Here is an 18,718-nt window from a genome sequence, read left to right on the forward strand (position 1 = left end):
TAGATAAGTGGATGTGCTTCGCGGTGCGGTACGGACCTACGCATGGGGGTCGCGTACCGCTATCGCCGAATTCACCGGGCGCCCGGTGCCCGCGGCTCACCCCGAGGCCGAGCTCTGGTTCGGCGCGCATCCGGGCGACCCGGCCTGGCTGGAAACCGACAAGGGCGAACTTTCGCTGTTGGAGGCGGTGGCCGCCGATCCGGAGGGACAGCTCGGCACCGCGTCGCGCGACCGGTTCGGCGACGTGCTGCCGTTCCTGGTGAAGGTGCTCGCTGCCGACGAACCGCTCTCGCTACAGGCGCACCCGAGTGCCGAACAGGCCATCGAGGGTTATCTGCGCGAGGAGAAATTGGGCATCCCGGTCGCCTCACCGGTGCGCAACTACCGCGATACCTCGCACAAGCCCGAGTTGTTGGTGGCGTTGCACTCGTTCGAGGCGCTCGCCGGTTTTCGTCAGGCGGCCCGAACGATCGAGCTGCTGCGGGCGCTGGCGGTCACCGACCTCGACCCCTACATCGAATTACTGAACGACCAGTCCGACGCCGACGGTCTGCGTGCGTTGTTCACCACCTGGATTACCGCGCCGCAGCCCGACGTCGATGTGCTGGTGTCCTCGGTGATCGACGGGGCCATCCAGTACGTCAGCTCCGGCGCAACGGAATTCGCGGCCGAAGCCAGGACGGTGCTCGAACTCGGCGAACGCTACCCCGGAGACGCCGGTGTGCTGGCGTCGTTGTTGCTCAACCGGATCAGCCTGGCCGCGGGCGAGGCGCTCTTCATTCCGGCCGGCAACCTGCACACCTATTTGCGTGGATTCGCGATCGAGGTTATGGCCAACTCCGACAACGTGTTACGCGGTGGCATGACCCCCAAGCACGTCGATGTGCCCGAGTTATTGCGGGTGCTGGACTTCGCGCCCACCGCCGAGGCGCAGCTGCGGCCGCAGCTGCACCGCGAGGGGCTCGGGCTGATCTACGACACCCCGGCCGACGAGTTCGCGGTCGCGCTGCTGACCCTGGAAGGCGAGCATCTGGGCCACGAGGTCGACGCGTCGCCGAGTCACGGTGACGTTCAAGGCCCCCAGATCTTGTTGTGCGTAGAGGGTTCGGCGACGGTGCACGGGAAATCCGGGTCGCTGGAGCTCAAGCGCGGGATGGCCGCCTGGGTCGCGGCCGACGACGGCCCGGTGGGGTTGGTCGCACACGAGCCCGCCAAGTTGTTCAGGGCGACCGTAGGTTTGTGACGGCCTTGCCCGCCCGCCGCGACTCCCGGCGGTCGCGCAGCCACAGCCGCAGGTTGTGGGCCATGGTCCGGCCGATGATCCGCGGCGGCGGCACCATATAGAGGCTGTCGAGCAGTGAGAAACGGCGCAAAAACCATTCGGCGAGAACGGGTTCGGTCTCGGCGGCGCCGAGGAATTGGTCGAACAGCGCACCCGACGGCCGCCACCACCAGGGGATCGGCCCGGGCGTGCCGGCGTGGTGAAAGGCGACGTCGCCGATGGCATTCATGATCCACACCGGCCAGGTGGTCTTGGCGGTCGCCCGATTGAGTTCGCCGGCGATGTCGGCATTCGCGGATCGCAATGCCCGCCGCAGATGACCGGCCTGCAGCGACGTCATCGTCATGCCCTGCCCGAAGGTGGGATTGAAGCTGGCGACGGCATCGCCGAACGGGATGATCCCGGCCGGGAAGCGGTCCAGCTTGTCGTAGCGGCGCCATCTGCTGGCCGGGAAGGCGTGAAATGCCGGCGTGCCAACGGGTTCGGCCTGCGCTAGGGCGTCGGCGAAATGAGCCGGGAGCAACGTACCCGTCAGCGCAAGCATCTCGGGAAACGTCGTTGGCGGCTTGGCGCCGGCCACGCCGAAGGTGGTCAGCACCCAGTTGCCGCCCTCGTAGCACAGCATGCCCATTCCCAGCGACTGGCCGTGGGAGGCGCCGGCCACCACCACCCTCTCCTGTACCAGTCCCTCCGGCATGCGGAACTCGTGACTGGCGTAGTTGATGCGGATGTCCAGTGTTTCCTCGGTGGGACGCTGATATCCCCACTGCGCCAACCACACTGGCAGCCGAGTGCCGCGGCCCGCCGCGTCGACAACGAGGTCTGCGCTGACGAATTCTGGCTCCCCGTCGGGGTCTAGCAGCACACCCGTCACCCGCTGGCGCGCGCGGTCGAATCGTGGCTCGGCGACAGCGCGCCGCACGATCGTGACATTGTCGATTTCCTGGACGCGGCTGCGTAGCTGCCATTCCAGATGCGGTCGGCTGGGCACGTAAGCGGTGAACTCGTCGCGCAGCGTGTGTCCCGTCCCAAGCACATGGCCCGCGGCACCCAAGTGGATGCAGTCCGGCCGGTTTTCCAGGATGGGGACGCCGGCGGCCACCATGTCGTTGAGCAGGCCGGGGAACAGGGTGTCGAATTCCGCCGCCCCGCGCGCCATCAACAAATGCAAATGCCGATCCTGCGGGACTGTCGCGCGGTTTGCCGGCATGCTCGGCAGTTCGTCGCGCTCATAGATGCTGACCTGGGAATACCAATCCGAGAGCACCTTCGCGGCGCACAAGCCAGCGATGCTGGCGCCGATCACTACCGCATGACCCTGCATGTTGTCTCCGCCATCTGACATCCCGGGGGAGTACCCAGTAACGTGCGCTCCAACGACGTTCCCACGATTCAGGAGAGAGCGGCAGATGGCCAACCGATGGCGCACCAAGTCGGTCGAACAGTCGATCGACGACACCGACGAGCCAGACACCCGGCTGCGCAAAGACCTCACCTGGTGGGACTTGACGGTGTTCGGCGTCGCCGTGGTGATTGGGGCCGGCATTTTCACGGTGACCGCATCTACCGCCGGGGATATCACCGGCCCGGCGATCTGGATTTCGTTCGTGTTCGCCGCGGTCACCTGTGCGCTGGCGGCGTTGTGCTACGCCGAATTCGCCTCGACGTTGCCGGTCGCCGGCAGCGCGTATACCTTCTCCTACGCCACGTTCGGTGAGTTCCTGGCCTGGATCATCGGCTGGAATCTGTTGCTGGAATTGGTAATCGGTGCCGCCGTGGTGTCCAAAGGCTGGTCGAGTTACCTGGGGACGGTCTTTGGATTCGCCGGTGGCACAGTCAACTTGGGCTCGATCAACTTCGATTGGGGTGCGCTGCTGATCGTCGCGGTGGTGGCGACGTTCGTCGCCGTGGGCACCAAGGTGTCGTCGAGGATCTCGGCGGTGATTACCGCCATCAAGGTTTCGGTGGTGCTGTTCGTCGTGGTGGTCGGTATCTTCTACGTCAAGGGTTCCAACTACTCACCATTCATCCCCAAGCCGGAAGCCGGGCACGAAGCCACTGGCATCAACCAGTCGGTGCTGTCGCTGGTGACCGGGGCGCAAAGCAGCCATTACGGGTGGTACGGCGTGCTGGCCGGTGCCTCGATCGTGTTCTTCGCGTTCGTCGGGTTCGACATCGTCGCGACGATGGCCGAGGAGACCAAACGACCGCAACGTGACGTGCCACGCGGGATCCTGACGTCGCTGGCGGTCGTGACCGTCCTTTACATCGCGGTCTCTGTCGTGTTGTCCGGGATGGTTTCCTACACCCAGCTCAAGACCATGCCCGGCGGCAAGCCGGCGAACCTGGCCACCGCGTTCACCGCGAACGGGCTCGATTGGGCGAGCAAGATCATCGCGATCGGGGCACTGGCCGGGCTGACCACCGTGGTGATGGTCCTCGTTCTCGGGGGCTGCCGGGTCCTGTTTGCGATGGCGCGCGACGGGTTGTTGCCGCGGTCGTTGGCCAAGACCAGTTCGCGCGGGACGCCGGTGCGGATCACCGTGCTCGTCGCGCTGGTGGTCGCGGCGACCGCGTCGATCTTCCCGATCAGCAAGCTCGAGGAGATGGTCAACGTCGGGACATTGTTCGCGTTCGTCCTGGTGTCCGCCGGAGTGATCGTGCTGCGCCGAACCCGGCCGGATCTGGAGCGCGGATTCCGTGCGCCCTGGGTGCCGGCGCTTCCGATCGCCTCGATCTGCGCGTGTGCCTGGCTGATGGTGAACCTGACCGCGCTGACCTGGGTGCGCTTCGGGGTGTGGTTGCTGGCGGGAGCCGCGATTTATGCCGGCTACGGATACCGCCACTCGGTGCAGGGCCGCCGGCAGGCGGAGCAGCTGGTGTAACCATCGTCTTTACAAAAACGCCATACTTGTCTATACACAAGACGCAGATAGCAGTATTGTCAACTTCCAGCGTGGTATGACTCACAAGGAGGTTTGGCATATGACCATCCAGATCCAGGCGGCCCAAGAGCCCGGGGTAACCGAATGGCGCGATAAGAAGCGTTACCTGTGGTTGATGGGCCTGATCCCGCCGACGGCGTTGTTCGTGATGCTGCCGATCGTCTGGGGACTGAACCAGGGCGGCTGGCATGGCGCGGCCCAGGTGCCGCTGTGGATCGGGCCGATCCTGCTGTACGTCCTGCTGCCGATCCTGGATCTGCGTTTCGGCCCCGACGGGCAGAACCCTCCCGATGAGGTGATGGAGCGGCTGGAGAACGACAAGTACTACCGCTACTGCACTTACATCTACATCCCGTTCCAGTACCTGTCCGTGGTGGTGGGCGCCTACCTGTTCACCGCTTCGGACCTGGGATGGCTGGGTTTTGACGGCGGCTTGGGCTGGATCGGCAAGGTCGGCGTCGCGCTCTCGGTCGGTGTGCTCGGCGGCGTCGGCATCAACACCGCGCACGAGATGGGGCACAAGAAGGACTCGCTGGAGCGCTGGCTGTCCAAGATCACCCTGGCGCAGACGGCCTACGGTCACTTCTACATCGAGCACAACCGCGGTCACCACGTGCGCGTCTCCACCCCCGAGGACCCGGCGTCGGCCCGCTTCGGCGAGACCTTCTGGGAGTTCCTGCCCCGCAGCGTGTTCGGCAGCCTGCGCTCGTCGGTTCACCTCGAGGCGCAGCGGATTCGCCGGCTCGGCCGCAGCCCGTGGGACCCCAGGACGTACGCGTCCAACGACGTGCTCAATGCCTGGGCCATGTCGGTGCTGCTGTTCGGCGCGCTGATCGCCGGCTTCGGCGTGGAGGTGATTCCGTTCATCGTCATCCAGGCGATCTTCGGCTTCTCCCTGCTGGAAACCGTCAACTACCTCGAGCATTACGGCCTGCTACGACAGAAGAACGCGAACGGCCGCTACGAGCGTTGTGCCCCGGTGCACAGCTGGAACTCCGACCACATCGTCACCAACCTGTTCCTGTACCACCTACAGCGGCACAGCGATCACCACGCCAACCCCACCCGGCGTTACCAGACGTTGCGCAGCATGGCGGGCTCGCCCAACCTGCCCAGCGGGTACGCGTCGATGATCGGGCTGACCTACTTCCCGCCGGTGTGGCGCAAGGTGATGGACCACCGGGTGCTGGCGCACTACGACGGCGACATCACCAAGGTCAACATCCACCCGCGCAAGCGCGAGCGAGTGCTCGCGAAGTACGGCGTGCCGGCATGACCGCCTACCGCTGCCCCAGCTGCGACTACACCTACGACGAAGCGAAAGGCTGCCCCCGCGAAGGCTTTCCCGCGGGCACGCCCTTCGGTGACATTCCCGACGACTGGTGCTGCCCCGATTGTGCGGTGCTCGAGAAGGTTGATTTCGAAACCATAGGAGTGAACCAGTGAACGACTTCAAGCTCTTCATCTGCGTGCAGTGCGGATTCGAGTACGACGAGGCAAAGGGCTGGCCCGAAGACGGCATCGCCCCCGGCACCCGCTGGGACGACATCCCCGACGACTGGAGCTGCCCGGACTGCGGCGCCGCAAAATCCGACTTTGAGATGGTGGAAGTGGCGCGGCCGTAGCCGCCAGCGACGATGCAGAACGAAGTGATGAGGAGGAGCGGCACAGTGATAGGAGCTATTGTCGCGCCTGTGAAGCGGATTCCTTACGCCGAGGCGTCGCGCGTGCTGCTGCGTGACTCGGTGCTGGACGCGATGCGCGACTTGCTGCTGACCCGGGACTGGTCCGCCATCACGCTTTCCGACGTGGCCAAGGCGGCCGGCATCAGTCGGCAGACCATCTACAACGAGTTCGGTTCACGGCAAGGTCTGGCGCAGGGATACGCCCTGCGCCTGGCTGATCGTTTGGTCGACGCGGTGCACTCCGCTATCGAGGCCAACGTCGGCCAGATCTACGAAGCGTTTCTGCAGGGGTTTCGGTCCTTCTTCTCCGAGTCTGCGGCCGACCCGCTGGTGATCTCGCTGCTCAGCGGAGTCGCCAAGCCCGATCTGCTGCAGATCATCACCACCGACAGCGGGCCGATCATCACCCGGGCCTCGGAGCGGTTGAGCTCGGCCTTCACCCACAGCTGGGTGGCCACCAGCGACGAGGATGCCGGTGTGCTGGCGCGTGCGATCGTGCGGCTGGCGTTGAGTTATGTGTCAATGCCGCCCGAGGCCGACCATGACGTGGCCCGCGACTTGGCCCGTTTGATGACGCCTTTTGCGGAGCGTCACGGCGTCATCAACATCCCCTGACCTGGCGGGCTTTCTGACGCCGACTACAGTGGCGGAAGAGCGTACCCATGCTAACTAAAGCCACCTGGTCGTCGCTCATACCTTTGAGCCCCCTTGAACCGCAGTAAGGAACAGACACGCCATGACTCTGACGCCCGACGTTCGTAACGGCATCGACTTCAAGATCGCCGATCTGTCGCTTGCGGAATTCGGCCGCAAGGAGCTCGACCTTGCCGAGTACGAGATGCCCGGCCTGATGGAGCTACGCCGCGAGTACGCCGAGGTGCAACCGCTGAAGGGCGCTCGTATCTCGGGCTCGCTGCACATGACCGTGCAGACCGCGGTGCTGATCGAAACGCTGACCTCGCTGGGCGCCGAGGTGCGCTGGGCTTCGTGCAACATCTTCTCGACCCAGGACCACGCGGCCGCGGCGATCGTCGTCGGCAAGCACGGCACGCCCGAAGAGCCCAAGGGTGTCCCGGTGTTCGCCTGGAAGGGCGAGTCGCTCGAGGAGTACTGGTGGTGCGCCGAGCAGATGCTCACCTGGGAGGGCGAGCCCGCCAACATGATCCTGGACGACGGTGGTGACGCCACCATGATGGTGCTGCGCGGTGCGCAGTACGAGAAGGCCGGCGTGGTCCCGCCCGCCGAGGACGACGACTCCGCCGAATGGAAAGTCTTCCTGGGCGTGCTGCGGAGCCGCTTCGAGTCCGACAAGACAAAGTGGACCAAGATTTCCGAGTCGGTCAAGGGCGTGACCGAAGAGACCACCACCGGTGTGCTGCGCCTCTACCAGTTCGCGGCGGCCGGCGATCTGGCGTTCCCGGCGATCAACGTCAACGACTCGGTGACCAAGTCCAAGTTCGACAACAAGTACGGCACCCGGCACTCGCTGCTCGACGGCATCAACCGCGGCACCGACGCGCTGATCGGCGGCAAAGCCGTGCTGATCTGCGGTTACGGCGACGTCGGCAAGGGCTGCGCCGAGGCTGCCAAGGGCCAGGGCGCGCGGGTGTCCGTCACCGAGATCGACCCGATCAACGCGCTGCAGGCGCTGATGGAGGGCTTTGATGTGGTGACCGTCGAGCAGGCCATCGGCGACGCGGACATCGTCATCACCTCGACCGGCAACAAGGACATCATCTCGCTGGATCACATGAAGGCGATGAAAGACCACGCCATCCTGGGCAACATCGGTCACTTCGACAACGAGATCGACATGGCCGCGCTGGAGCGCTCGGGAGCGACGAGGCTCAACATCAAGCCGCAGGTCGACCTGTGGACCTTCGGGGATTCCGGCAAGTCGATCATCGTGCTCTCCGAGGGCCGGCTGCTGAACCTGGGCAACGCCACCGGACACCCGTCGTTCGTGATGAGCAACAGCTTCGCCAACCAGACGATCGCCCAGATCGAGCTGTGGACAAAGAACGACGAGTACGACAACGAGGTGTACCGGCTGCCCAAGCACCTCGACGAGAAGGTGGCCCGCATCCACGTCGAGGCGCTTGGCGGTCAGCTGACCAAGCTGACCAAGGACCAGGCCGAATACCTCGGCGTCGACGTCGAGGGCCCGTTCAAGCCGGACCACTACCGCTACTGATTCGCGACCTCGCGGCGTGCTGATCGCGATCGAGGGTGTTGACGGCTCCGGCAAGCGGACGCTGACCGAAGGGCTGCGTCAGGCCTTTGAAGCTGCCGGCAAGACGGTCGCCACCATGGCTTTCCCGCGCTACGGGCGGTCGGTGACCGCTGACGTCGCGGCCGAAGCGCTACATGGTGAGCACGGGGACCTCTCGTCCTCGGTGTATGCGATGGCGATGCTCTTCGCGCTGGACCGCGCCGCCGCGATCGCCGACATCGAAGCCTTGTCGGGCAACCATGACGTGCTGATTCTCGATCGCTACGTCGCCTCCAACGCGGCCTATAGCGCCGCGCGCCTGCACCAGGACGCGGCGGGAGACGCGGCGGCCTGGGTGCACGCCCTCGAGTATCAGCGGCTTGGGCTGCCCGCGCCGGATCGGCAGGTGCTGCTCGCGGTGCCCGCGGAGCTGGCGGGGGAACGGGCCAAACGCCGGGCCGAGTCCGATCCGGACCGGCCGCGCGATAGCTACGAACGTGACGATGGACTGCAGCAGCGCACCCGCGCGGTGTACGCCGGACTGGCCGACGCGGGCTGGGGCGGGCGATGGCTGGTGGTCGACGCAGACGTCGATCCGGGTCGCCTGGCCGCCGATTTGGTGGCCAAATAGCACAAAATTGTCACGATTTGGCCCTATCGATTAAGAAACGCCCGTGTGGCGCCCGAGTTTTGTCCCGATCTGGTGACACCATGGACTCCATGAGGCAAAGGATTTTGGTCGTCGACGACGACGCTTCGCTTGCGGAGATGTTGACCATCGTTCTTCGTGGGGAGGGCTTCGACACTGCGGTCATCGGTGATGGCACGCAGGCTCTGACCGCGGTGCGTGAGCTGCGACCCGATTTGGTGCTGCTGGACCTGATGTTGCCCGGCATGAATGGCATCGACGTGTGCCGGGTATTGCGCGCCGATTCCGGCGTTCCGATTGTGATGTTGACGGCCAAGACCGACACCGTGGATGTGGTGCTGGGCTTGGAGTCGGGTGCCGACGACTACATCATGAAGCCGTTCAAGCCCAAGGAGCTGGTCGCCCGGGTGCGGGCGCGGCTGCGGCGCAACGACGACGAGCCCGCCGAGATGCTCTCCATCGCCGATGTCGAGATCGACGTGCCCGCGCACAAGGTGACTCGCAACGGCGAGCAGATCTCCCTGACGCCGCTCGAGTTCGACCTGCTGGTAGCGCTGGCACGCAAACCGCGCCAGGTGTTTACTCGTGATGTGCTGCTCGAACAGGTGTGGGGATACCGGCACCCGGCGGATACCCGCTTGGTGAATGTGCACGTTCAGCGTCTGCGGGCCAAGGTCGAGAAAGACCCTGAGAACCCGACCGTGGTGTTGACCGTTCGAGGAGTGGGTTACAAGGCCGGACCTCCGTGATCCGCGCCGGCGACGATGCAGAGCGCAGCGATCAGGAGAAGCGGCGCGTAGGCAGAGCCGGCGAGCGTCACGATCCGGAGCGCCGCCATTGATCTGGGGGTCGCGGCGACGCATTCACGGTCACCGCTGGGGACGCACCGGCCCCATGACTCGGGGCATGAGTGCGTTGAGTCGAACCGTCGGCATTGCCTGGCGCCGTTCGTTGCAGCTGCGGGTCGTGGCGTTGACTCTGGGTCTGTCTTTGGCGGTGATTTTGGCGCTCGGCTTCGTGTTGACCAGTCAGGTCACCAACCGGGTTCTTGACGTCAAGGTCAAGGCGGGCATCGAGCAGATCGAACGGGCGCGCAACACTGTCGGCGGAATCGTCAATGGTGAGGAATCGCGCTCGCTGGACAGCAGCCTGCAGCTCGCCCGCAACACGTTGACCTCGAAAACCGATCCGTCTTCCGGTCCCGGTCTTGCCGGCGCGTTCGACGTGGTGTTGATGGTGCCGGGCGACGGCCCGCGCGCCGCCACTACCGCCGGACCGGTGGATCAGGTGCCTGCCTCGCTGCGGGGCTTCGTCAAGGCCGGGCAGGCCGCTTACCAGTACGCCACGGTGCACACCGAAGGCTTTTCGGGGCCGGCGCTGATCGTCGGCACACCGGCGTCGTCGCAGGTGGCCAACCTGGAGCTGTACCTGATCTTCCCGCTTACCAGCGAGCAAGCCACGATCACACTGGTGCGCGGCACGATGATCACTGGCGGCGCGGTGCTGCTGGTGTTGCTGGCCGGGATCGCGCTGCTGGTATCACGGCAGGTGGTGGTGCCGGTGCGGTCGGCGTCGCGGATCGCCGAACGTTTCTCCGAGGGGCATCTGTCCGAACGCATGCCGGTGCGTGGTGAAGACGACATGGCCCGGCTCGCCGTGTCGTTCAACGACATGGCGGAGAGCTTGTCCCGGCAGATCACCCAGCTCGAGGAATTCGGCAACTTGCAGCGCCGATTCACGTCCGATGTCAGCCACGAGCTGCGCACCCCGCTGACTACGGTGCGGATGGCCGCAGACCTGATCTACGACCACAGCGACGACCTGGACCCGACGCTGCGGCGATCGACCGAGCTGATGGTCAACGAGCTGGACCGCTTCGAGACGCTGCTCAACGACCTGCTGGAGATTTCCCGGCACGACGCCGGTGTCGCCGAGCTGTCCGTGGAGGCAGTCGATTTGCGCACCACGGTGGGCAGCGCGCTCGGCAACGTCGGCCACCTGGCCGAGGACGCCGGCATAGAGCTGCAGGTAGACATGCCCGCCGAAGGGGTGATCGCCGAGGTCGATCCGCGGCGGGTGGAACGGATCCTGCGCAACCTGATCGCCAACGCCATCGACCACGCCGAGCACAAACCCGTGCGGATCCGGATGGGTGCCGACGAGGACACCGTCGCCGTCACGGTTCGCGACTACGGCGTGGGGCTGCGGCCCGGCGAGGAGAAGCTGGTGTTCAGCCGGTTCTGGCGGTCGGACCCGTCACGGGTGCGGCGGTCCGGCGGGACCGGGCTGGGTCTGGCGATCAGTGTCGAGGATGCACGCCTGCACCAGGGCCGACTGGAGGCGTGGGGCGAGCCCGGTCAGGGCGCCTGCTTCCGGCTGACGCTTCCGCTGATCCGCGGCCATAAGGTCACCACCAGCCCGTTGCCGATGAAGCCGATCCCACAGCCGACGCCGCCGCCCGGTGCGCCCGGCCAGCAATCGGGCATCCAGCGTCCGCGCCAGCACGAACACGCCGACAGGAGCGTGTGATGAGGCGAAAGCCTGATTACCCGCCTTCTCAGCGGGCCGGTTCGGCCCGCATCGTCACCGGGTGGAAATTCATCGCGCTGCTGGCGGTACTGCTCGCCGGCTGTGCGGGCGTACCCAGGTCGTCGGCGCCGCAAGCCATCGGCACCGTCGAGCGACCCGCCCCGTCGAATCTGCCCAAGCCGACCCCGGGCATGGATCCGGACGTGTTGCTGCGCGAATTCCTCAAGGCCACGGCCGATCCGGCCAACCGGCATTTGGCGGCGCGGCAGTTCCTCACTCAGTCGGCATCCAACGCCTGGGACGATGCTGGTAGCGCACTGCTGATCGACCACGTCGTTTTTGTCGAAACCCGTGGTGCCGAACGGGTTTCGGCGACCATGCGGGCAGACATTCTGGGTTCGCTGTCTGATATCGGGGTGTTCGAAACTGCCGAGGGCGTGCTGCCGGACCCGGGCCCAATCGAGTTGGTCAAGACATCCGGCGGCTGGCGAATCGACAAGCTGCCCAACGGAGTTTTCCTGGACTGGCAACAGTTTCAGGCGACCTACAAGCGCAACACGTTGTATTTCGCGGACCCGACCGGTAAGACGGTGGTGCCCGACCCGCGCTATGTCGCGGTCGCCGATCACGATCAGCTGGCCACCGAACTGATGTCCAAGCTGGTGGCCGGGCCGCGCCCGGAGATGGCGCATACGGTCCGCAACCTGCTCGCCCCGCCGCTGCGGCTGCGCGGGCCGGTGACCCGGGCTGACGGCGGCAAGAACGGCATCGGGCGCGGTTACGGCGGTGCGCGCATCGATTTGCAGAAGCTCTCGACCACCGATCCACACAGTAGGCAATTGCTTGCCGCGCAGATCATTTGGACGCTGGCCCGAGCCGACATCCGGGGTCCGTACGTGATCAACGCCGACGGGGCGCCGCTGGATGACAGGTTCGCCGAAGGGTGGACCACCTCCGACGTCGCGGCCACCGACCCCGGCGTGGCCGACGGCGCCGGCGCGGGGATGCACGCCCTGATCAATGGTTCGCTGGTGGGCCTGGACGGACAGCGATCCGCCACAGTGCCCGGTGCGTTCGGCCGGATGGGCGATCAGACGCTGGCCGCGCTGTCTCGCAGCGGGCGGCAGGTGGCGTCCGTCGTGACCTTGCACCGTGGCGCCCCGGACATGGCGGAATCACTGTGGATCGGTGATCTGGGCGGCGAGGCGGTGCAATCCGCCGACGGGCACAGCCTGTCGAGACCCAGCTGGTCGCTGGACGACGCGGTCTGGGTGGTGGTGGACGGCAATAACGTGCTGCGCGCCATTCAGGAACCGGCATCCGGGCAACCCGCACGCATCCCGGTGGATTCCGGGGCGGTGGGTAGCAAATTCCCGGGGCCGATCACCGACCTGCAACTGTCCCGGGACGGCACGCGCGCCGCGATGGTGATCGGGGGCGAGGTCATCCTCGCCGGTATCGAGCAGACACAGGCCGGGCAGTATGCGCTGACCTACCCGCGGCGGTTGGGTTTTGGACTGGGCAACACGGTGGTGTCCCTGTACTGGCGAACCGGCGACGACATGGTGGTGACTCGCAATGACGTCGCTCATCCGGTCTCCTACGTGAACCTCGACGGGGTCAACTCCGATGCACCGGCGCACGGTTTGCAGATTCCGCTGACCGCGATCGCGGCCAACCCGTCGACCGTCTACGTTGCCGCTCCGCAAGGCGTGCTGCAGTATTCGGCGTCTGCCGCCGAAAGCCAGCAGACGTGGTCGGACGTGCCGGGCTTGATGGTGGGCGGCGCCGTTCCGGTGCTGCCGGGCTAGACGTTAGATCTTCGTCGCGATCTGCAAGCCGACATCGCCACCGCTGAGCATGACCGGTTCGGCCGCGGGCCGCAGTCCCGCGTCCCGCTGCCATTGCGCGGTATCCTGCGCGGTCCAGGTCCCAGAGTGGCTGGTCACGCCAAAGTACAGCTCGTTCAGTGCTGCGAATTGACTTGCACCATGACCACTTTCGAGTCGGATGGGTTCGATCACCGCAAAGACACCGTGCGGCCGCAGCGCCTTTCCCAGCCGCTGGAACAATAGCGCGTTCTCTGCCGCACTGAGGTGGTGTGCAAGATTGCACAGCAGCACCACGTCGTAGGACTCGGCTCCGAAATCATGCGTCAGCGCGTCGGCCTCGAGGTGGACGACGCGAGCACCCATCTTCTCGGTGGCTAACAGCGGCGCCGAAACACGGACGGCGGGGGTCAAGTCCAGGACCACCGAACGCAGCCGGGAATGACGCCGGCACAGCGCAACCGAGTAGCGACCGTGCGATCCGCCGACGTCGATCATGTCGGTAGCACCGCCCGGCACCGGGATGAGCTGCGCGACTTCGTGCGCCGTCAGGCCGGCTAGTGCCCGCATGGATCGCTGGTAATGGTCCCACTGCACGCCGGTCATGGTCTGGTGCAGCTCGAGGGGGATGCCGGTGCGCACATACTCGTCGACGTGCGTCATGAGCTCCCATTCATCGAATGCGAAGAGCACCGCGTCGACGATCGAGGAGGGACTCCCCGTCAGCAGCCAGGTGCGCGCGTTCGGCGTCAACGCGTACCGGCCATTGCGGTAGAGCAGATAGTCAGCCCCGGTCAGGGCAACCAGCAGCTTCTGGGTTGCGACGGTGTCGGTGGCGCACCGTTCGGCGATTTCGGCTGGTGTGGCTGCTTGCCGGCTCAGCGACTCGAACACTCCGAGCTTGGTTGCCGCCATGATCGCGCGCGCAAGCCCCAGTGCGAAGTGGGTTTCGAAGAATGGCAACGGTAGTTGTCGTGAGGCCAGCGCCTTCCATTCCGCCGGGTCATCCGGAATCATGCCCAAGTGCATGTCAGCTATGCCGTTCAATCACGTTGGCGGGAGGTATGTTTGGGTTGCTGTTGAAGATATTACCCGGGTCGTACTTGGCCTTGATCGTGGCCAGCCGCTCGTACTTCCCGTTGCGGTAGGCCTCGGGCACCCGCGCCTCGTCGTCATAGGCCAGAAAATTCGAATAGATCCCGCCGCTGTGCCAGGCGGATGTCGTTTCGAAAGTCCTTCGTGCCCAATCGATATAAGGCCCGCGTTCGTCATCCGGATGCCATCGGGTGAGCACATTGAGGAAATGGTCGGCATGGCGATCCGGAAACGCGGTGTCGTCCTCGGCTAGCCGGCCCTGGGCGCCGTGTTGGTAAGAGATCTCCAGCACCGAAATCGCCGAAGGCAGCCGGCGCGCCGATTCGACCAACGAATCGATGCAGTCATCAGTTATCGCACCGAGATAGCCACCCTTTGTGTAGTTGGACGCGCCGGGGCCGAGCAAGGCATCGTTGGCCGACTGCAGCTCGATGAAAGGCATTGCCTGGATGCCCGAGAACACCGGCGGCGCACCGCGCAGAAGTTCCTGGTTGACCGATCGCGCATCCTCGGCCTCGCCGGTCCACACGCTTACCATCACGCACACCGGGGCGTCGACCAGCTCGTCTGGCACTCCCGGCTCGGCGAATGCGCGCCGTAGATAGACCACAACCTTCAGGTCGTCGGGAGCGCGGCGCATCAGCTGGTCGTAGTGTGCGATGGCATCGGCCGCATTGTCCAGGCGATACATTGCGGTGCCAACTGGAAGGTGTTGGGCGACAACGTGTGTTGTGAATTCGAACTCGGTTACGACACCGAAGTTGGTTCCCGCGCCGCGCAGACCCCAAAACAGGTCCGCATTCTCGTTCGCGCTGGCGTTGACTACCCTGCCATCGGCCAACACCACCCGAGCGGAAAGCAGATTATCGCAGGTGAGGCCATATCTACGAGTGAGCCACCCGACGCCGCCGCCGAGTGCCAGTCCCGCGACCCCGGTTTCTGACATCACGCCGGCCGGTGTTGCCAGGCCGTGGATCTGCGTCGCCCGATCCATATCGGCTAGCAGGCAGCCCCCACCCACCCGTACCGTGCGTGCCTCGGGGTCGACGCTAACCCGGCGCATCGGGCCGAGATCGATGACCACGCCGCCGTCGATCATGGAGTGGCCGGCGACGCTGTGGCCGCCGCCCTTGACGGTCAGCCCAGCGCCGTGCTCACGCGCGAATTCGATTGCGGTGACGACATCGTCATCGGTTTGACAGCGGACGATCACCGCGGGGTGACGGTCGATCATGGCGTTCCAGATGCGGCGCGCTCGCTGATAGTCCGGATGCTGACAGGGGTGTCAGTGGATTGGAGGAGGAAGGCGACCGAGTGACGGAATCACCGACGGCGGACCCTTCGGATACGCACATCTGGAAGTCGGCGAAGAGTTTTGACGACTTCGCCACGGTGTGCTGCGGCCGGCGTCACATGAGCATGTTGACCGATCCCGAGTCGTTCGCAGTGTCTCATCGGGAGGCGCGAATCGGTGCAGCGACGTTGTCCGAAATCGCGATCGGGTCCGAACTGTCGCTGGATGCGGGCGAGCTGTGCGGCTCCTATCGAATCATCGTGCTGTGCTCGGGACGCTCCGAGGGCGCGTACCGGGGTCTTTCTTTCTTGGGCGGGCCCGGCGCTGTCGCCGTATACCCCCCACAGGGTCGGGCCGCGGCGCGATGGAGCGCTGGAAGCCGATTGATCTCTTTCAAGATCGATGGTTGCGCCGTCGACGACGCGCTCAGCGATGCACTCGGCTGGCAGGTGATGTCCCAGCCCGATTTCACGCCCGTCATGCCAACCGGTGCTTCAGCGACCCGAAGCTGGATCAACATGGTGGCGCTGTTCAAAGATCAAGTCTTTCAGCCCGACAGCGTGCTGTATCAGCCGTTGGTGGGATTTCCGTTCGTCGACAGCTTGGTGCGTGGCTTTCTGCTTGCCGCTGATCACCCGCATCGCGAAGCCCTCGCCAAGGACGTACGGCTGTTTGCACCCCGTGCGATTCGGTCCGCGATCGAAATCATCGAAGAAGAAGCGCATTTGCCCTTGACGTTGACCTCGATCGCCACCCGTGCGCACATCAGCGTCCGCACGCTTCAGCAAGGATTTCAGCGTCACCTGGACACCTCGCCGATGGCATATCTGCGCGAGGTCCGGCTGCGCAGAGCACACCAGTCGCTGCTGAGGTCGGATCCCTCGACGGTGACCGTTGCGTCGGTTGCGTACCGATGGGGCTTCACCAACCTCGGCAGGTTCGCCGCGGCCCACTCCGCGCGCTACCGCGAGACGCCGACGGAGACCTTGCGCCGCAGGGCATTCCACCGCTTCACCGCCGATGAACGGGTCAACGTCAGAACCGTTCGTCGGCGATAGGTCTTATTACCCAGCTAGTAGGAATTTCGACACAGCGTTTCAGTAGTGAGTAGGAGGTACCACGGTGACGGCAGACAACAGGGCCTGGATCGCCGTGCGCTCATTGGACGAGTTCGCCGAGCTGCGCAAAAACCAGCCGGAGTCATCGCCCTGCTGGTGGCCCGACATCGGGCCGATCGAGGACGCAGACTCGTTTTCATTCACACACCGAGTGCGTCGACTCGGTCCGATTACCTTGCTGGACGTGATTTTTCACAATGACGTGTGGGTGAATGGCGGTGATATTCGTCCGCACTATCACGTCACCCTGCCGGTTGCGACATCCTTGTCCGCAAGAGGTAGCTCACTCTCCTTCGTCTCGAAACCGGATTCGGTGGTGGTGTATCGGCCTGAGGGCAAAGCCGCCATCTCTCGCTACACCGGCCGGCTGCTGGCCGTGATGATCGATCGGCATGCCGTAGAGGATGCTCTCGCGGCCGCGCTGGGGCGCTCCGTCACTACGCAGATCGACTGCGACCCCATCATGGTGACCTCGACTCAAGCCGTGCGCAGCTGGATCAGCATGGTGTCGCTATTTGCCGAACTGCTGTTCCAGCCCGGCAGCCCGGTGCACCAGCCGATGGTCGGCATGCCCTTCGTCGAGAGCTTGGTCCATGGTCTGCTGCTGGCCACCGACCACTCCTACCGCGCGGCGTTGGAAGGCGAGGCGGCCGAGCCCGAGCCGCGGGCGATCCGAGCCGCGATCGACGTCATCGAGGCCGAAGCCGATCAGCCGTTGACGGTTTCGCTCCTGGCCGAGCGCAGTTGCGTCAGCGTCCGCACGCTGCAGCAAGGGTTCCGCCATCACCTCGGTGTCACACCGATGGCGTATCTGCGTGAGGTCCGGCTGAGGCGTGCGCACCAGGCCTTGGTCGAGTCCGACCCGTCCAGGGTGACCGTTGCCTCGGTCGCGTGCAGGTGGGGTTTCACCAATCTCGGCAGGTTCGCCGCCGCCCACACGGCTCGCTATCGGGAATCGCCGTCCGAGGCGCTGCGCCGCAGTGCTTAGCGACGGCCGGGCGCACGGTCAATACCGGTCTCTGGACGCGCGGAACTCTCTGCGACGCAGTGTTTCTGAAGGCGGCTCGCCGTAACGCTCGGCATGCGCAGTCGCAAATCGGCCCGGATTGGTGAAGCCCCAGCGGAATGCTATTGAGGAGACGGTGACCGACGAGGGATCCGAGTCGAGCAGGGCCTGGTGTGCCCGGCGCAGCCGGACCTCACGCAGATACGCCATCGGAGAAACATCCAGATGGTCGCGAAAGCCCTGTTGCAGGGAGCGAACGCTGACGTGGGTACGCGTCGCAAGCGCGGACACCGTCAGCGGCAGATGCGCCTCCGCGTCGATGATGTCGAGGGCGGCGCGAATTGTGCGAGGCGCCGGTCGCGGTGCAGCTGCCGCGACGGCCTCGCGATCGGGGTGGTCGGCAGCGAGCAGGAATCCACGGATCAAGCCGTCCGCGAACGGCAATCCGACCAGCGGTTGATTGAACAGGCTGTCGGGGCGGGAGATTTGTTCGTAGAAGAGCAACAGCATGCTGATCCAGCCGCGGCCGGCCGGGGTCGTCATCGCCACATTGGGTGCGAAGTCGACTTGCGACGTCACCTGCCGGCCCAGCGCATCGCTCAGCGCATTGTCGACAGCGTTGCGGTCGAGCTTCACCCCCAACATCTGGGTGCCGGCCGCCCATCGTGCTGCGGTGTGGCCTTCCGGCCGGTACACGGCGACAGTGCCCCGACCCGCGTGCTGGGCCGAACCCCGGTGCGTCGACTCAAAACGTCCCGATCGCATCACATTCACGCGGTAACCGCTGCAGTGCTCACCGCAATCCAAGGCCACGTCGGACCTGACCACAAGTTCGGAAAGGGTGACCGGACCGACGCCACCCGCGCGCTGGGTCAGCGCAAACGAGTCCGGGTTGCTCAACAGTGTGAGGTGGGGGTGTTCTTTGCAACACAGGATGGCGAACTCGTCGAGCGTTTTCGCAGTCATCCATGCGGCGCTATCCGGTACGACAGCTCTCGGTGAATCGGTCATCCGATTGCCAGGCTACGCTCGCCAGTAGCAGAGGTCACGTGCACAAGTCTCACTTTTGCGCAT

17 protein-coding genes are annotated in these 18,718 nt (G+C 65.1%); 13 read left to right on the forward strand and 4 right to left on the reverse strand.

Annotated features, from left to right (window positions below):
- Nucleotides 1-7: 7 nt before the first annotated feature.
- Nucleotides 8-1,243 carry a mannose-6-phosphate isomerase, class I gene (gene manA, locus H7K34_RS08960; protein WP_264061508.1) on the forward strand — a complete coding sequence of 412 codons (1,236 nt, stop codon included), beginning with the start codon at nt 8-10 and terminating at the stop codon, nt 1,241-1,243.
- Here manA and H7K34_RS08965 read toward each other — a convergent pair.
- A complete protein-coding gene (locus H7K34_RS08965; protein ID WP_264061509.1) occupies nt 1,221-2,627 on the reverse strand; it encodes an FAD-dependent oxidoreductase in 1,407 nt (468 codons plus the stop codon). The genes manA and H7K34_RS08965 overlap by 23 nt on opposite strands.
- Nucleotides 2,628-2,691: 64 nt before the next feature.
- On the opposite strand from H7K34_RS08965, the gene H7K34_RS08970 reads away from it, so the two are divergent.
- From H7K34_RS08970 to lpqB, 10 genes are all read left to right on the forward strand, one after another.
- Complete coding sequence (locus H7K34_RS08970) at nt 2,692-4,167, forward strand: amino acid permease (protein WP_264061510.1); 1,476 nt, start codon at nt 2,692-2,694, stop codon at nt 4,165-4,167.
- Nucleotides 4,168-4,267: 100 nt separating this feature from the next.
- On the forward strand, nt 4,268-5,503 hold the full coding sequence (locus H7K34_RS08975) for an alkane 1-monooxygenase (RefSeq protein WP_264061511.1): 1,236 nt from the start codon (nt 4,268-4,270) through the stop codon (nt 5,501-5,503).
- A complete protein-coding gene (locus H7K34_RS08980; RefSeq protein WP_264061512.1) occupies nt 5,500-5,673 on the forward strand; it encodes a rubredoxin in 174 nt (57 codons plus the stop codon). The genes H7K34_RS08975 and H7K34_RS08980 overlap by 4 nt, the downstream gene beginning before the upstream one ends.
- Nucleotides 5,670-5,852, forward strand: a complete 183-nt coding sequence (locus H7K34_RS08985; protein WP_108921211.1) for a rubredoxin — start codon at nt 5,670-5,672, stop codon at nt 5,850-5,852. The genes H7K34_RS08980 and H7K34_RS08985 overlap by 4 nt, the downstream gene beginning before the upstream one ends.
- A 27-nt stretch (nt 5,853-5,879) precedes the next feature.
- Nucleotides 5,880-6,527 (forward strand): TetR family transcriptional regulator AlkX, encoded by a 648-nt coding sequence (gene alkX, locus H7K34_RS08990; RefSeq protein ID WP_264061514.1) that lies wholly within the window; start codon nt 5,880-5,882, stop codon nt 6,525-6,527.
- Nucleotides 6,528-6,648: 121 nt separating this feature from the next.
- Nucleotides 6,649-8,106 carry an adenosylhomocysteinase gene (gene ahcY, locus H7K34_RS08995; protein ID WP_108921209.1) on the forward strand — a complete coding sequence of 486 codons (1,458 nt, stop codon included), beginning with the start codon at nt 6,649-6,651 and terminating at the stop codon, nt 8,104-8,106.
- Nucleotides 8,107-8,122: 16 nt separating this feature from the next.
- On the forward strand, nt 8,123-8,755 hold the full coding sequence (locus tag H7K34_RS09000; RefSeq protein WP_264061515.1) for a dTMP kinase: 633 nt from the start codon (nt 8,123-8,125) through the stop codon (nt 8,753-8,755).
- An 80-nt stretch (nt 8,756-8,835) separates the two neighbouring features.
- A complete protein-coding gene (gene mtrA, locus H7K34_RS09005; protein ID WP_007168097.1) occupies nt 8,836-9,522 on the forward strand; it encodes a two-component system response regulator MtrA in 687 nt (228 codons plus the stop codon).
- Between the two features lie 88 nt (nt 9,523-9,610).
- Entirely contained in the window at nt 9,611-11,302 is a 1,692-nt protein-coding gene (gene mtrB, locus H7K34_RS09010; protein WP_264061518.1) for an MtrAB system histidine kinase MtrB, read from the forward strand.
- On the forward strand, nt 11,302-13,113 hold the full coding sequence (gene lpqB, locus H7K34_RS09015; RefSeq protein ID WP_264061522.1) for an MtrAB system accessory lipoprotein LpqB: 1,812 nt from the start codon (nt 11,302-11,304) through the stop codon (nt 13,111-13,113). The genes mtrB and lpqB overlap by 1 nt, the downstream gene beginning before the upstream one ends.
- 3 nt (nt 13,114-13,116) lie before the next feature.
- Here lpqB and H7K34_RS09020 read toward each other — a convergent pair whose 3' ends face one another.
- Nucleotides 13,117-14,160, reverse strand: a complete 1,044-nt coding sequence (locus H7K34_RS09020) for a class I SAM-dependent methyltransferase (protein ID WP_264061523.1) — start codon at nt 14,158-14,160, stop codon at nt 13,117-13,119.
- A gap of 1 nt (nt 14,161) precedes the next feature.
- Nucleotides 14,162-15,460: an FAD-binding oxidoreductase gene (locus tag H7K34_RS09025; protein ID WP_264061524.1), complete on the reverse strand. Its 1,299-nt coding sequence runs from the start codon at nt 15,458-15,460 to the stop codon at nt 14,162-14,164.
- Nucleotides 15,461-15,540: 80 nt separating this feature from the next.
- Here H7K34_RS09025 and H7K34_RS09030 point away from each other — a divergent pair, with 80 nt between their 5' ends.
- Nucleotides 15,541-16,578, forward strand: coding sequence for an AraC family transcriptional regulator (locus tag H7K34_RS09030; protein WP_264061525.1), 1,038 nt, complete (start codon nt 15,541-15,543; stop codon nt 16,576-16,578).
- A 64-nt stretch (nt 16,579-16,642) separates the two neighbouring features.
- Nucleotides 16,643-17,626, forward strand: a complete 984-nt coding sequence (locus tag H7K34_RS09035) for an AraC family transcriptional regulator (RefSeq protein WP_264061527.1) — start codon at nt 16,643-16,645, stop codon at nt 17,624-17,626.
- Nucleotides 17,627-17,644: 18 nt separating this feature from the next.
- Here the strand turns inward: H7K34_RS09035 and H7K34_RS09040 are convergent, their stop codons facing one another.
- The gene (locus tag H7K34_RS09040) at nt 17,645-18,610 is read right to left on the reverse strand and encodes an AraC family transcriptional regulator (RefSeq protein WP_264061528.1); all 966 of its coding nucleotides are present in this window, start codon (nt 18,608-18,610) and stop codon (nt 17,645-17,647) included.
- Nucleotides 18,611-18,718: the final 108 nt, after the last annotated feature.

The sequence above is a fragment of the Mycobacterium montefiorense genome (assembly GCF_025823255.1).
Lineage (GTDB): Bacteria > Actinomycetota > Actinomycetes > Mycobacteriales > Mycobacteriaceae > Mycobacterium > Mycobacterium montefiorense.